This is a genomic window from Paenibacillus sp. VTT E-133291, from assembly GCF_002264395.1.
Classification (GTDB): domain Bacteria; phylum Bacillota; class Bacilli; order Paenibacillales; family Paenibacillaceae; genus Paenibacillus_AQ; species Paenibacillus_AQ nitricinens.
In genome coordinates this window covers 69,516-83,874 of sequence record NZ_NFVA01000017.1, presented here as the reverse complement: position 1 = coordinate 83,874, position 14,359 = coordinate 69,516, and the positions used below count along the sequence as shown (strand labels likewise).

Below are 14,359 nucleotides of genomic sequence, written 5' to 3'. Positions count from 1 at the left end.
TGAGCATAAGGTTAGTTGAAAGGGTTAGGGACAGTGCGTGGTAAGGAATTGTAGGTTGCTGGTAGGTGTTTACAGTCAGTATAGTATATAAGAGCCAATAAACTTGTTTTGAAACCGATAAACTTTTTCCATCACCCGATAAACCTATATGGTTTATTGGGTTTTGTTTTTTGTATTAGGCAGTATGTTGCGGCAAGAACTATCAACAAATCAATGCAGTGAAAAGACACTGAGATCTTATTCATCAGTGTCGTTTTTGTAGACATTTTCCCACCAGAGGGTTGTAGTTTAAAGCAGCTTAATCAGCTCTTCTAGCTCGTCAACCATACCTTTTGCAAGTTCAAAATTATTGTCTTTTAAAGCTAACTCTATTTTCATTTCAACTGCTTTTTTATTTTGCTCAGCTTCTAAATAGTCTTTATCAAAATGACTAGCATAAATCATCTGTTTAAATTTTTTCATTTTCATTTTTCTAATCGTCTTATCGTCAATGATTAATACATAATCCATACCATTTACTACAGAATAGAAATCATGAGAAATCATGAGAATCGCACCTTTATAATCTTCAATGGCTTTCTCCAGTGCGATTTGTGTATAGGTGTCTAAATGGCTTGTCGGTTCATCAAGAAGCAATAAGTTTGCTTTGCTAGCAGAAACTTTTGCCAATTGCAGTATATTTTTTTCGCCACCAGATAAAGATTCTACCTTTTGATTAAGAATTTCTCCTTCAAAGCCATAGTTTGAAAGATGTGCTCTAATCTCATCATAAGTTGCAAACCCAGCATCGATGAAGTCTTCTAGTATGGTATTAGAATCCTTTAGCACTTCGTCTTGAAGCTGAGAAAGATAAGCCACTTTAATATCAGCATTTATTTCAATTGAATCATGATTATTTTTAAAGATATCTCGGAGTAAAGTCGTTTTCCCGGTACCGTTTGGACCGATAAGGGCTACTTTATCTGTAGGTTTCATCTCAAAGTTAACATTTTCTAAAATCAACTCATCAAAGGAAACACTATAATTATTCACATTTAAAACAGTGATGTCTTCTTCAATTTCATTGTCCACACCAAAACTGATTTCCGGTTGCTTAATATCAACGAATGGCGCTTTAATTTTTCGCGCTTCCAATCTTTCTTGAAACTTAACCCTAGCTTTTAACGCTCTCCCTCTAGATGCTTCTGAATTATAGGTTGCGATCGCTCTAAGATTATCAATAATGTCATCGTATCTCTCAATTTCTTCTTGTTCAGCGACTGCGATTTCTTGTAACTCAATTTTCGTCTGAAGTAATGAGAAGTTATACTCAATATATCGCCCATCGAACTCTTGGATCTCCATGTTTTCAAGGTGTATAATTTTGTTAAAACAATGATTCAATAGATAACGGTTATGCGTAACAACTAGCAATATTCCTTTGTGAGCATTAATAAGATTTTTAAGTGCATTTAGATTTTCAAAATCTAAAAATACATCGGGCTCATCCATAATCATTAAGTCTGGACTAGTCAGCATTTCCTTCATTACTTGAATAAGCTTGAATTCCCCACCACTTAGGTCGGATACCCTAGCATCTTTTAGCTTTAAAAGGTTGGCTAAATTTAGTTTCTTATTAATATTGCTTTCAAAATCATTTCCATCCATTAAATCAAAGGCATCTAGAGCCAATTGATACTTTTCGAGTAATAAATCAATATCTGATGATGTTTCCATTTCAGTGAGAATAGCTGTTATTTCATTTTGTATCTTAATAAATTCTTCTCCTATATATTCAAAAACGGTTGTTTCTTTAGTTCTGTCTACTTGTGAGAACTGACTTACATATCCAATTTTGCAGGTTGGGTCAATTTCTAACTTGCCTTCGAACAAATATTTCTCTGGATCCATCAGTATATCAATCAGTGTACTTTTACCACTGCCACTTGTTCCTATAAAAGCGCAATGTTGTGCTTCTTCTAACGTAAATGAAATGTTTTTATATAGTTCTTTTTGCGGAAATGCGAAGGATAAGTTATCAACTTTTATCATAGTATTACCTTTCTTTATAACTAAATTAGTGAATATGAATAGAAGGATTGAAGATCATAGATTTTGAGTTTACCGTTGATAGAGTAACACTGTTTACATACAACTTCAATCATTTCGAAATAAAGTTGTTTGTGAAATCGAAAAACACAACTTAGAAAAATAGAATCAGGCTTACTCAGATGGCTTCTTATAGCAAGATTACATATGGCCAGTAGTTGTGTTGGCTGTAGCAGAGTCTCTTAGTATATCTTTCATGTTACGAATCTATTGGTTATAATTGGAAGAATAATAAATTCAGGAGGTCATAGACATGAAGAAGAAAATAGTAGGAATTGTAGCAGCGGCGTTGTTACTTGGTGGTTCAATAGGATTCGCAGCGAGCTCGTCGTTAATTGGCGCTAAAGTTTCCGGAATGTATACGATAAAACAAGACGGAAAGAAGATTGCAGATGCGATTGTAGTAAATAACTCGGCCTACGTACCTGTGCGCACGATGTCCGAAGCGACCGGAGCAGGGTTAACGGTTGAAGGAAAGACGATAATATTGGAGAGTAAGGAGACTGAGAAGGCAGCACTAAAAGCAAGTATTGCAGCGGCTAAACTCCGGGAAAGATTGGCAGGGGCAGAATCAAGCGTTCAAGTTCTCAAAGAAGCCATCCAACTGGTGGAAACTACTGCGGCCGACCTAACAAGCGCAGCAGACCAAGAGGCTCGAAGAAACTATATCGCGGAGTTGAATAAACGTGTTGCCTTCATGGAAACAGAAATTGCGCAGCTCAAGGAGCAGCTTGGCGAATAATAAATGAATAATGACGAAGAGTCTCGCCATTACTGGTGCGGCTTATCCGTACTCAAACATTCGACGACGAAATTGGCTGCGAACCTGCGGATTGTGTGGTGGAATGACCGATATATCAGGCGGAGTTAGACGCAATAATGGCGTTAATATCAGCGCGTTGGGGAGGTTGTGTTCTTTGACCAAAAGGATGATAATTAGAGAAATAGCAGAACTAATTACTTTACATAACTTTATACCCTAAAAGCGAGGCGTAACGAAATGAATACATCTGAGTTTCAACAGTATGTGAAGAAGTTCAGTGAAACCAAAGGTTTTGACACGAGCTCCATCGAGCAGAGAATGCTGTACTTAATGACTGAAGTAGGGGAATTGTCCAAAGAAGTGCTATCCGTATCCTTCGACCCCGGTGCAGAGAAGAAAGAAAACCTGGGATTTGAAATGTACGATGTAGTGTGGAATATTTTTGATTTAGCCAATAAGCTAGGCATTGATCTGGAGCAGGCTTTTAAACGTAAGCTTGAGATCAATGAGGAGCGGTCCTGGGAATAATTGAATACGATAAAAAGTCCAAGGACCTCCCATGAAGGGAAGCCTTGGACTTTTTTGCCTAAAAAATTTTATTTAAATGAAGCATAACCTTCATCAGCCATTACAACACTACCGTTAATTGCACTAGCTTCTGGTAAGGAGAGCAAGTATACAGTGTCTGCAACTTGTTCAGGCAATGTTAATTTGTTACCCATTACTTTGCTCTTCATCTGGTCGACCATTCCTTGATCTTTATATCCTTGGATAATAGGCGTATCTACAGCGCCTGGCGCAACGGCAAGCACGCGGATGCCATGAACGGACATTTCAAGTGCTGCGGATTTAGTCATCATAATGACCGCACCTTTAGAAGCGTGATATGCGAATGTACCTGGGGAAGCTAGGAATCCAAATACAGAAGCTGTATTGATGATGACCCCTTTGATGCCGAGCTCACGCATTTTTTTACCTGCTGCGATAATACCGTGGGCAACACCATGCTGATTGACATTAATAACACTATGATAATCCTTAAGGTCTTGGTCTAGTACAGGAGTGACGCGGCCGATCCCGGCATTGTTGAACATAACATCAATTCTTCCATATGTGGCAACGGTTTTCTCAACCAGTGCTTCTACCTCTTCGTATTTTGAAACATCCGTTTTGACGAAAATAGCTTCGCCACCATCCTTGATAATCTGTGCGACCGTTTCTTCACCTAATTGTTGATTGAAATCGGCAACGACCACTTGATCACCTTTACTTGCAAATTTAATTGCGGTTTGTTTCCCGATTCCACTGGCTCCACCTGTAATTACGGCTACTCTTTTGTCTGTCATTTGGGACTCCTCCTCGAGAAATATAGTTATACTAGAAATATAGATTCATAAGGTGTAAAGGTTATTTACTAACTTATTTACATTGTAGCACTTGACTAAATTAATTAAAATTTAAGTAAATTTAATAGGTATTAAGTAAATATTAACTTAGGGAGTGATTCAAATGAATTTAGAGCAATGCGAGAATATCGTAGAAGTCGCAAAGATTGGTTCACTAACCAAAGCTGCTCAGAATCGTCATATTACCCTGTCTGCCATAAGCCAGTCCATAACACTGCTGGAATCGGAGCTTGGAGTTACTTTGTTTATTCGTTCGCGAGGCCAACGAGCAGTTCCTACAGCAGAGGGACAAGCTATTATCAGCAAAGCAAATGAAGTCTTGATGAAAGTAAATGAATTAAAAGCTGAAGCACAGATCTACAGCGATGCGCTTAGTGGTCATTTGAAGATTGCTACGATTCCGGGACCTATGCACCTAATCGTGAGGGTCGTATCCGGTTTTAAAGCGGATTTTCCAAATGTGAATATAGAGATTTTTGAAAAGGGACCTAAAGAAATTCTGGATAATGTGCTTCAGGATGAAATGGATATCGGACTGATGGTCTCGCCAGAGGGTTTATCAGAGAAACATAAAGGGGTCGTATTCGAGGAATTAATGGAAGGTAAGATTGTTGTAGGCGTACATCCTCAATCACCACTAGCTTTAAATACAATAATTACGCCCGAACAGTTAGTAGGCCAGACGTTGGTTTTATACGATGATCATTACATACAGGACTTTGTGGAACGTTATTTACTGAAAGTTGGGCCGATGAATATTCTTTTTACAAGTAATAACACCCGTGCCATTGACAATGCAGTGGCGTCAGGACTCGCGATCACGATTGGGATGGATTATTCTTTTCTAAAAACATTTGAGGGTTCTCAGAAGATTATGAAGACAATCGAGCTACGATCACCAGATCATAATACTCCGGGGTCCATTGTTTCAGCTTCTAAACAAGGATCGAAAACGGTCAGAAGATTCATCAACAGGTTGAAACATGAATTTGAGGAGGGGATTAGAAGAAGTTAACAGTATGCCTTGGTAAATTTTATCTAACCTTTACGCTTCCTAGTTAATATAAACCCTATGATGTTGTCCAAGCTCAGAATAGTTATTAGGACAGCCAAGTGGGGAGGATGTCAACACAGTGAGAAGGTATCTAAGGCAAATTAATATGGCAGTTATTTTTGTTTTGTTGATTTCGTTGTTGCAGCCGGGAGTATTTGTTCACGCTTCCATTTCTGATTTACCAGCAACAAACTACGGAACCGTTATTGATGTGCGGCAAACAGAGCTTGCACCTGGGGCGATGTACACCTGGATGGATCTTCAGAATGAACGTGGTTTACAAAAGATTCATGCAGTGGAGTTCAACCCAGGGCAAGGCCATTTAGAACTGCGGGCAGGTACGAAGGATGGAAAGGTATACGGTATGAAGGGTGTTACAGAAATGGCCGCTTATGCGGATTCGCCTGGAAACCGGGTGATCGCAGGAATTAACGGTGATTTTTATGAAATCTCCGGTTTTGCCACAGGTGTTCCGAATGGATTATTTATGGACGATGGTGTAATCCTGAACAGTTCGATTTCAGCTTTTACTTTCGGTTTAAAAGAAGATGGCAGCTCGATTTATGGGGTGCCGAAGCTGACCAAGAACGTAACGATTAATGGAAAAACAACGAATTTAACCAGCATCAACCGATATCGGAATACGAATGAGCTGGTTCTTTATACCGAAGATTATAATACAACTACAAAGTCGACCAATGAGGGTGACGAGGTTGTTCTAGATATTGTCGAGGGAGAAGTGAAGAGCGGCCAGACCTTGAAGCTGAAGGTATCTGAGATTCGCAACAATCAAGGCAATACGCCGCTTACCAAAGGAAAAGTAGTTTTGTCTGCTAACGGAACGTCTCGTGCTGTTCTGCAGGGGTTATCGGTTGGCGATAACGTTACTGCGACCTTTGCGCTTAGCGGAGAATGGAATGATGTGAAGGTAGCCATTGGCGGCGAGGGGCCGCTGGTAAAAGACGGAATAGTTCAACAAGGTGTAGGGCCTTTAGGAATTCATCCACGTACAGCCATTGGGACAAAAGCGGACGGAAGTCTCGTTCTATTCGAAGTGGATGGAAGATCTCCAGGTTTTAGCGAAGGTGTAGATACCGATGGGCTAGGCTACATTCTGAAGGATATGGGCGTAGTGAACGCCATGAATCTGGATGGAGGCGGCTCTTCTACTTTTGTGGCCAGAATGCCGGGTGCACCTGGTGTCAAAATGATGAATCAGGGCTCTGATGGCTATGAACGTAAAACCGGCAACGGTTTGCTGGTCGTCAACACAGCCCCAGAGCAATTTACAGCTTCTAAGCTGGTTGTACAGCCGAATGCGGAACGTATTTTGCAAGGCTCCAGCTTAATGTTCAAAGCAGCAGGAGTGGACGAGAACGGCCATCCGGCACCTTATTCGGGTACTTTGAATTGGCAGGTGGACGCTAACCTTGGTACTGTCGATGCGAACGGAGTCTTCACCGCAGGAACCACTGCCGGCATAGGGACGGTAATTGTAGAGGCTGGGGCAGTCAAAGGCAGTGGGGAAATCGAAGTCGTGGATAAGCTCACAGACCTTAGATTTCCTGATGAGATCAAAACTTATTCTTCAGGTGCTGCTGCGCAATTAACTGTGAAGGCGCTACGGAATGGACAGGTAATTCAAGCAGACAACCATAGTTTTGAATGGCGGGTTGAGGGCGAGATCGGAACTGTAGATGAGAAAGGTCTGTTTCAAGCGACGAGTGAAAACGGGAAGAACGGGAAGATTTATGCTAAGTACGGGGACGCCCAGACCTCTTTTGAAGTAAATGTGGGGTTGCCGCCTGTAATGCTGGAGGATTTTGAGAATGGCATTGATAAATATATAGCTTCTAGTGCAGCAGCTAACAGTGTAACAATTCAGGAAGTGACAGATCAGGATTTTGTCCGCAATGGGGCTAAAGCCTTGAAGCTGGAATATGATTTTGTTAATAAAACGGGCACATCGGGTGCTTATTTAGCCGCAGGCTCAACTGCCAATCGGATTCAGATTCCGGGGTATCCTGAGAAAATTAGTATGTGGATCTACGGAGATGGCAAAAAACACTGGCTGCGGGGACAAATTCGTGATGGCAATAATGCAGCAGTGCCCGTGGATTTTACCGATCAGGTAAATGGTGTGAACTGGACGGGTTGGAAATACGTCGAAGTATCCGTGCCTAAGGGGAAAGCCACCCCGTTAACGATGGATATGCCTGTCCGCTATATGGAGACAAGCAATCTTAACAAGAGCGCGGGTGCTATTTACGTTGATGATATTCGTGCCATTTATGGTCCGATAGAGGAGGATAGAACACCTCCTGTGCTTAAAGATGCTTATCCTGGCGTGAACGAAATTGTCAAAACAGCTTCGCCGACTCTTTCCGTCAATGGTGAGGATGATGGTTATGATCCAGTGGTGCATCCGGGAACGACCTTAATCGATCCGGACAAAACACGAGTGTATGTGGACGATCAATTGGTGGAGCATGGCTTTTATCCTCCAAAAGGTCAGATTACTTATAAACCAAAGGTTCCACTTACAGAAGGCCGTCATAAAGTGAAAGTTGCGATTCGCGATTTGAGCGGTAACCAGACGATAAAAGAATGGTATTTCACAGTAAATTTGGGCTCTCCGTTCTATGTGTACAAAACACCAGAAGTAGTATATGCCGGGAATACTTACACTTTGGACGTAACGGCTGAGAAAGCGGGCAAGCTGAAGGAAGGAAATCTTACGTTTGCTTTTAATCCGGCTGCAGTTAAAGATTTGCAGGTAATTCGGGGGGATAAGGTATCAGAAACGCAAATAGAGTCGATCATTGATCCAGCTTTGGGCACAGTGCGTCTTAACTTAACGAATATCAATTCCTCTAATTTAGGAGATATGGATCTCATCGGACAAATTCAATATACGGTTCGAAATGATTATGCGGGTCCTTTTACTCAGGAGCAGCTGGCTGGGGATACAAGCAAACCTTTTGTAATTGAAAATACATCCGGTTCTGTAACTTCGACAGAAGGTACCGGGGTTCCTATTTCTTTTATTGGAGCGGCTGTTGAATCTGTTGTAAAGACACAGTTGATGCTCACTTGGAACCATTATGATCTTGCGAAGGGCTTTGATGTGTCTTTTGCGGTAAAAGATCTGAGTGGAAGTGTTGTTGAAGGTGCGAAGCTGCTGTTTGATGGATTGGAGGTACAAGGCGCAACTTCAGGGGGAAGTGGGACACTTACAACTGGCTTTGTCACTTCAGCAGAAGGAACTTTTAAATTGCAGGCGGTAAAAGGAAATACTTATAGTCCTGTAATGACGTTCAAGGTTGCTCCATATGACGGTACTGCTGCTCCTCGTAATGTTAATGTTACGATGGGCCAGGATGCAGCGACTTCTCGCCAATTCACTTGGCAGACAGAACCGCTAACCGTGAATACTGTAGTAGAACTTGTGAAAAAAGCAGAGTTCACAAGCTTTCAAGCCGCGAATGTAACAAAAATTACTGGCAGCAGTTCTATCTACAACACCAATAATGATGGAACCATGCGAGTTCATAAAGCAGAGGCAGTAGGGCTTATCCCTGGAACAGAATATGTATACCGTGTGGGGGATAACGAGTTAAATGTAAGTGAGCAAGGATCTTTTGTTACAAGTGGTGGTGAGGACACTTCTACAAAATTCCTGTTTATCGGAGATTCCCAAGCAGATTCTAAAGCTGGATTTGGTCTTTGGGGCAATACGCTTGAGGCTGCTTTTGCCTATATGCCGGATGCTGAAATGCTGGTCCACGCTGGAGATATGGTGGATAAAGGCTTTGAACAAGAGCAGTGGAACTGGTGGTTTGATGCAGCCCAAAAGCAGCTGATGAATACCACGCTTGTTCCGATTATCGGGAACCATGAAGTGATGGGAACCAATGGCGATGGGGATTACCTGGCGCAATTCAATAACCCGCAAAACGGTGCGGCGAGCGTAAAAGGTACGAATTATTCTTTTGACATTCAGGATACACATTTTGTGGTTATGAATACAGAGCATTCAGGTGCTCCATACACTGAACAGGCAGAGTGGCTGGATCAGGATCTATCCGCTACAGATAAAAAGTGGAAGGTGATTTTTTTCCATCAAGGGCCCTATGGCAGCATCTATTCGAATGAACAGGTGCAAGCAAAGTGGGTGCCGGTGTTTGATAAGCATAATGTGGATCTAGTGATGAACGGTCATGATCATATTTACTTGCGAACTTTTCCAATGAAGGATGGCAAGCAGGTAGCGGATGGCGAAGGGACTAGATATGTTATCGGCGGTTCCTCAGGTCCTAAGTTCTATGCGCTGACGCCACGTTTTTGGCAGGAGAAAATATATGACGAAGATGAGCAAATCTTTACGGCTGTTGAGATTGAGAAGAACACGATTACGGTTACGGCAAGAACGGTAGACGGTGTTGAAATTGACCGTCTAGTGATCGGGATTGTCCCGGAATCCATTACGCTGGATCAAACAGCTGTTGAGCTTAAGCCAGGCGCTGGCCTGCAATTGCACGCCAAGATAGAGCCGGATGAGGCGAATGATCTGACAAAACTTTGGTCCATCGTTCCTGACACTTCAGAATCAGTAGTTACTGTAGATAAAAATGGGATGGTTACTGCGTTAAAACCAGGGACAGCTAAGGTAAGAGTTACAGTGGCAGGTTACCCGAATATTTTTGCGGAAAGTACAATAACTGTAGATGCGCTGCAGACGATTAAGCTTCAGGGCAAAAGCCAGCTTAAATCGGGAGAAGTCGACCAGACAGTAACCGAAGCTGTCTATGCATCGGGTAAACGAATCCCAATATTGGATGGACTTCATTATTCCAGCTCGAATGAGCATATTGCTTCAATCAATGAACAGGGCTTGATTCAAGCTCATCAAGAAGGCTCCACTGTGATCTCTGTAACGTATAGAGAGTTCGCCTCGGAATACAAGCTCATGGTAATCAATGATGAGGCTCCTAATCTTACAGAAGTAACGATAGATGGGCCGGATTCGCTGGAACAAGGAAGCAAAGGCTCCGTTGTTGTCCAGGCGGTGTATAGTGACGGAAGTAAGCAAGAATTGTCCGAGGGCGTAAAGTACGATACATCCGATCATTCCATTGCAACGATTAGTGACAACGGAGTACTTCATGCCCTGAGTACTGGGATGACGAAAGTCAGCGCTGTTTATAACGGGGTGAGCGCAGAGTATGTACTGACGGTGACCGACGGTTCGCCAGGTACGACACCAACGCCAAGTCATGAACCAACACCGGAACCAAGTTCGGAGCCAATACCGGAACCAATATCAACGCCAACACCAAGTCCGGAGCCAACGCCAACGCCGGGTGGCTGGGTGCCGGGACCTGCGGTGACACCAAAGCCGACTGCTACACCGACACTAACTCCGTCGGCATCTGCACAAGCGGGTGTAGTAACCATAACAGCCTCTCAGCTGTCAGAGAACAAGAATGCTCAAGGTGAAGTTGTGGTTTCAGTTGCCGGTTCGGTTACGGAGTTGCTTTTACCAGGCAATGCAGCAGAGCTACATGAACGTGCACCGCTTAGAGTGGTTATGCAGGATTTATCCGTTACGATTCCTGCTTCAGTAATGACAGACCTAAGTAAGCTAGTCTCAGCTGAGGCTCTTGCCAAGAGTACGATTTCACTACGGTTGAACACTTTAGCTAGTAATACAGCCGTGGATCTGTTGGATCGTGCAGGTACTCTAGCTGGAGCACAATTAAGAGCGAAAAGTGATCTGCGAGAATGGTCGCTCAGCATCCTCACAGAGAATGGCCAGTCCTTCACATTAAGACAGTTTGCAGAGCCGATCACGATTTCATTTAAGGTCGGTGCGAATGTAGAGCAAAGCTTACTGGGTATTTATTTTATGGATGATGCTGGCAAGTTGGAGTATATGAGCAGTACATGGATGAATGGTTATCTATCTGCTGCTGTCAGTCATTTTAGTAAATACGTTGTATTAGAATATGACAAAACATTCAATGATCTGAAGCCGAATCACTGGGCTTACCTTACTGTGAAGCAGCTTGCGGCAAAACAGCTTGTACAGGGGGTAGCTGTGGATCGTTTTGATCCAAACCGTGCGGTTACACGTGCGGAGTTTACAGCGATGTTAGTCCGTGCGCTTGGCTTAAAAGGTCAAGCAGAAGCTGGTTTCACTGATGTACCTGCTGATAAATGGTATGCAGAAGCAGTAGGGTTAGCAAAACAAGCTGGAATTGTTAACGGTCAGACCGCTTTACTGTTTGAACCTGATGCCAAGATCTCTCGTCAAGAGATGGCAGCGATGCTGGCTCGTGCATATGCATACGCCAAGAACAGCGTATCTGTAGCTAGTCTTAACGTTTCAGCATTTAATGATATTGGCACTGCACCACAATGGGCTCAAGAGGCTGTCAGTGAGGTGTACAGACTTGGATTGATGCAGGGACGTGCTATAGCGCAATTTGCTCCGAAGCAAAACGGCACACGTGCCGAAAGTGCACAGATGATCCTCAATCTGTTGCGTGTTATGGAGTAACGATTATGGCCAGTTCCAGGTTGTTGGGACTGGCTGTTTTTTTAACAAATTGGATTAGCTGAAAGCACACAATGGTTTGCATACAGTAGATGGTTTGGGATCGTTATGGACTGTATTGCAGCTATTTCAACTTTTTGATCTTTTTTCCCAAGTTTTCGGACATCATAACTCTTATTGTCATACTTTTGCACCGAACCGTAGTATATTTTAATGAACAGTTGCATCTGAGTCCGATCACTGAGCAAAATGGCCGAAGTTAGCTTAATAAGGTCTCCTCGGTCCGATTCGCTGTAATTCCCAAGGAAGGTTTACAAGCCAGAGCCTGGCAGATGAGCATCAAGTCTATCCGATCTTTGGAAATATAGTATTATATTGGGTTTGTTGTGCTAAGAATTACCCTTTAGAGGCAAGTAATTACTAGTATTAATTGTTATAAGCCAACACAAATTGTTATGTTGTGTTATGATAGTAGGGAGGTGACTCCCATGAATGATTTTGAGAACTATCCCGATGAGCTGGGTAATTTCATTCGGCACATCAGAAAGACGAGAGGGTTAACCTTAAGAGGACTTGAAGAAAAGAGCGGCATAAGTTACTCACAGCTTAGCAAGATCGAACGTGGAGAGAGCATTCCGCTAAAAGACAATCTGGACAAGATCATCGAAGCACTTGGAACAGATCTGAAGAATCGGATGTATCATTTGGCAGACTATATGCCAGATATTGAATATATCAAGACCTTAAAGCATGGTTATGAGCTGCCACAGCTTAAACAGTCTCAGGACTACATTTATGAGACGGCATTTAACAAGCTTAAGGAATTCAGGGCAAAGGAAGGTAAAGAAACATCTTACGTTTCCTTTGATTCTAATGAAGTCATAGTTTATGAAACGGAATATGGGGCAGGAATGGTAATAGAGAAGATTGAGAAATACAATCTTACCGACGTCCTGAACGATAAGTTTGAGGGTTGCCTCGACTCCTTAAGAAAGAGCCCTCGGAAAGGGCGTCAAGCCTTTCTATTTGGCGAGTGGTTACGGGAGTGCGTTTATGAGCTGAAGGAAGAAGAACAGGATCAGGTCATACAAGCGCTCAAAGAATTTACGCAATTTAAAGTACAACAGATAAAGGGTGCTTATAAATAATGTGTGTTTCATAAATGATCTCAAAAATGAATAATGTTGCCCTTTCTTGCAGCCATCTATTCATCTTGATCCATAAACTAACAACTAAAAATGGTTTGACAGAAAAGGGGATATTAATAATGAAAATTAACATGAAGTTTACCAGCAAGGGAAAAGTCGCTATAGAGAATTTTAATAACGAGGAATTGCTGGAGATCTTCGCACGATACATCAAGACATTATCCAAAAAGTATGATATCGAAGTTGATGTTCCTCTTGATGAGAATCAAAATATTGTTGGTGATGGCGCTGTAATTGCGACTGCACAAAATGTGAAATGTGATGTAGAAACTTTTTTCAAAGAGCTGGGTAGAGATATTAAAGTTCCTTTGAAGAAAAGACTTGGCGGAAAATTGGAAAATGTATTTAAAACGGAAATTACAGAGTAGGAGATTACCCTATTTTAGGGAGTAGTCACTGCTGGATATAAAAAAGGTAGGGCCGTCAGGAGGCTCTACCTTCTTTATGTTTATGAAGTTAACATGAAGACAAACTAGAGAACACTCGCGGTGAAGCCATGGAAAATTATATAGTTGTGTCATAAATAGCGAATTAATTTGTGCAGGGGATGTTATGATTTCTCAGTTTGTATGAGATCTCTACTGTCTAAAATCTCTCTAACAATCGCTATGAAATCTGGTAAAGCTTGTGCCTCAACCGCTAGTTTATAGATGTTAAGTAATTCTTCATCAGATATCGATTCAAGCGAAGAGGGGCGTGGTGAGGGATGAAAATAGTAATTCATATGGTTCCTCCATGATTTATTGTTTTTATTATACGTTTATATATATGGTATCATTTGGAATAGAATCCGTCTCCTGTCATTCATCTTACGAATTTATCTTTACATCTTAGGGTAATTATGGCATAATGGCTATTTTTATGTGGTTATAGCAGCTTGGATTAGTTTGAATTTTAATAAACAAAAACAATCCCGACATGTACACTACATGTCGGGATTGTTTTATTCGGAGTTTTTCTTAAGAATAGATAAGTACTTCTTTAGGCGAGGTTCATTGGATTCCGATACAGTAGTGAACTGCTTGCCTTGATTAAAGCATACAATCTTCCGCTCGGGATCGTAGCCTTCTATGTTGTTAATATTGACGACATTGCTGCGGTCAAGGCGTTCGAATCCCTTACCCTCATACGCTACGGAAAGATCGGAGAGCGTGGTGGGGAGAATAAATTCGCCTTCTTTCGTATGGACGAATATTGTATTTTTATAATTCGAGAAATACAATATTTCTTCCTCTAGAATATCACTAGAGGAACCGTCTTTCTGTAAGACACGCATCTTTT

Annotated in this window: 10 protein-coding genes; 6 read left to right on the top strand and 4 right to left on the bottom strand. The window is 41.9% G+C overall.

Going from position 1 to position 14,359, the window contains the following annotated elements:
- Positions 1-288: 288 nt before the first annotated feature.
- The gene (locus CA598_RS10165; RefSeq protein WP_094876432.1) at positions 289-2,031 is read right to left on the bottom strand and encodes an ABC-F family ATP-binding cassette domain-containing protein; all 1,743 of its coding nucleotides are present in this window, start codon (positions 2,029-2,031) and stop codon (positions 289-291) included.
- Positions 2,032-2,341: 310 nt separating this feature from the next.
- Between CA598_RS10165 and CA598_RS10160 the strand changes: the two genes are divergently transcribed.
- Together CA598_RS10160 and CA598_RS10155 are read left to right on the top strand one after the other, a co-directional pair.
- Entirely contained in the window at positions 2,342-2,830 is a 489-nt protein-coding gene (locus tag CA598_RS10160) for a hypothetical protein (RefSeq protein ID WP_094873634.1), read from the top strand.
- A 258-nt stretch (positions 2,831-3,088) separates the two neighbouring features.
- Complete coding sequence (locus tag CA598_RS10155; protein WP_094873632.1) at positions 3,089-3,379, top strand: MazG nucleotide pyrophosphohydrolase domain-containing protein; 291 nt, start codon at positions 3,089-3,091, stop codon at positions 3,377-3,379.
- Between the two features lie 68 nt (positions 3,380-3,447).
- Here CA598_RS10155 and CA598_RS10150 read toward each other — a convergent pair whose 3' ends face one another.
- Entirely contained in the window at positions 3,448-4,197 is a 750-nt protein-coding gene (locus CA598_RS10150; RefSeq protein WP_042190424.1) for an SDR family NAD(P)-dependent oxidoreductase, read from the bottom strand.
- A 163-nt stretch (positions 4,198-4,360) separates the two neighbouring features.
- On the opposite strand from CA598_RS10150, the gene CA598_RS10145 reads away from it, so the two are divergent.
- The 4 genes from CA598_RS10145 (at position 4,361) to CA598_RS10130 (ending at position 13,446) form a co-directional block, all read left to right on the top strand.
- Entirely contained in the window at positions 4,361-5,272 is a 912-nt protein-coding gene (locus CA598_RS10145) for a LysR family transcriptional regulator (protein WP_094876431.1), read from the top strand.
- 118 nt (positions 5,273-5,390) lie between these two features.
- Positions 5,391-11,873 carry a phosphodiester glycosidase family protein gene (locus CA598_RS10140; RefSeq protein WP_094876430.1) on the top strand — a complete coding sequence of 2,161 codons (6,483 nt, stop codon included), beginning with the start codon at positions 5,391-5,393 and terminating at the stop codon, positions 11,871-11,873.
- A 485-nt stretch (positions 11,874-12,358) separates the two neighbouring features.
- Positions 12,359-13,018, top strand: coding sequence for a helix-turn-helix domain-containing protein (locus CA598_RS10135; protein WP_042190416.1), 660 nt, complete (start codon positions 12,359-12,361; stop codon positions 13,016-13,018).
- A gap of 119 nt (positions 13,019-13,137) precedes the next feature.
- On the top strand, positions 13,138-13,446 hold the full coding sequence (locus CA598_RS10130) for a hypothetical protein (RefSeq protein WP_060622608.1): 309 nt from the start codon (positions 13,138-13,140) through the stop codon (positions 13,444-13,446).
- Positions 13,447-13,628: 182 nt separating this feature from the next.
- Here the strand turns inward: CA598_RS10130 and sda are convergent, their stop codons facing one another.
- Together sda and CA598_RS10120 are read right to left on the bottom strand one after the other, a co-directional pair.
- On the bottom strand, positions 13,629-13,802 hold the full coding sequence (gene sda / locus CA598_RS10125; RefSeq protein WP_094876429.1) for a sporulation histidine kinase inhibitor Sda: 174 nt from the start codon (positions 13,800-13,802) through the stop codon (positions 13,629-13,631).
- 219 nt (positions 13,803-14,021) lie between these two features.
- Complete coding sequence (locus tag CA598_RS10120) at positions 14,022-14,354, bottom strand: LytTR family DNA-binding domain-containing protein (RefSeq protein WP_094876428.1); 333 nt, start codon at positions 14,352-14,354, stop codon at positions 14,022-14,024.
- Positions 14,355-14,359 lie beyond the last annotated feature (5 nt).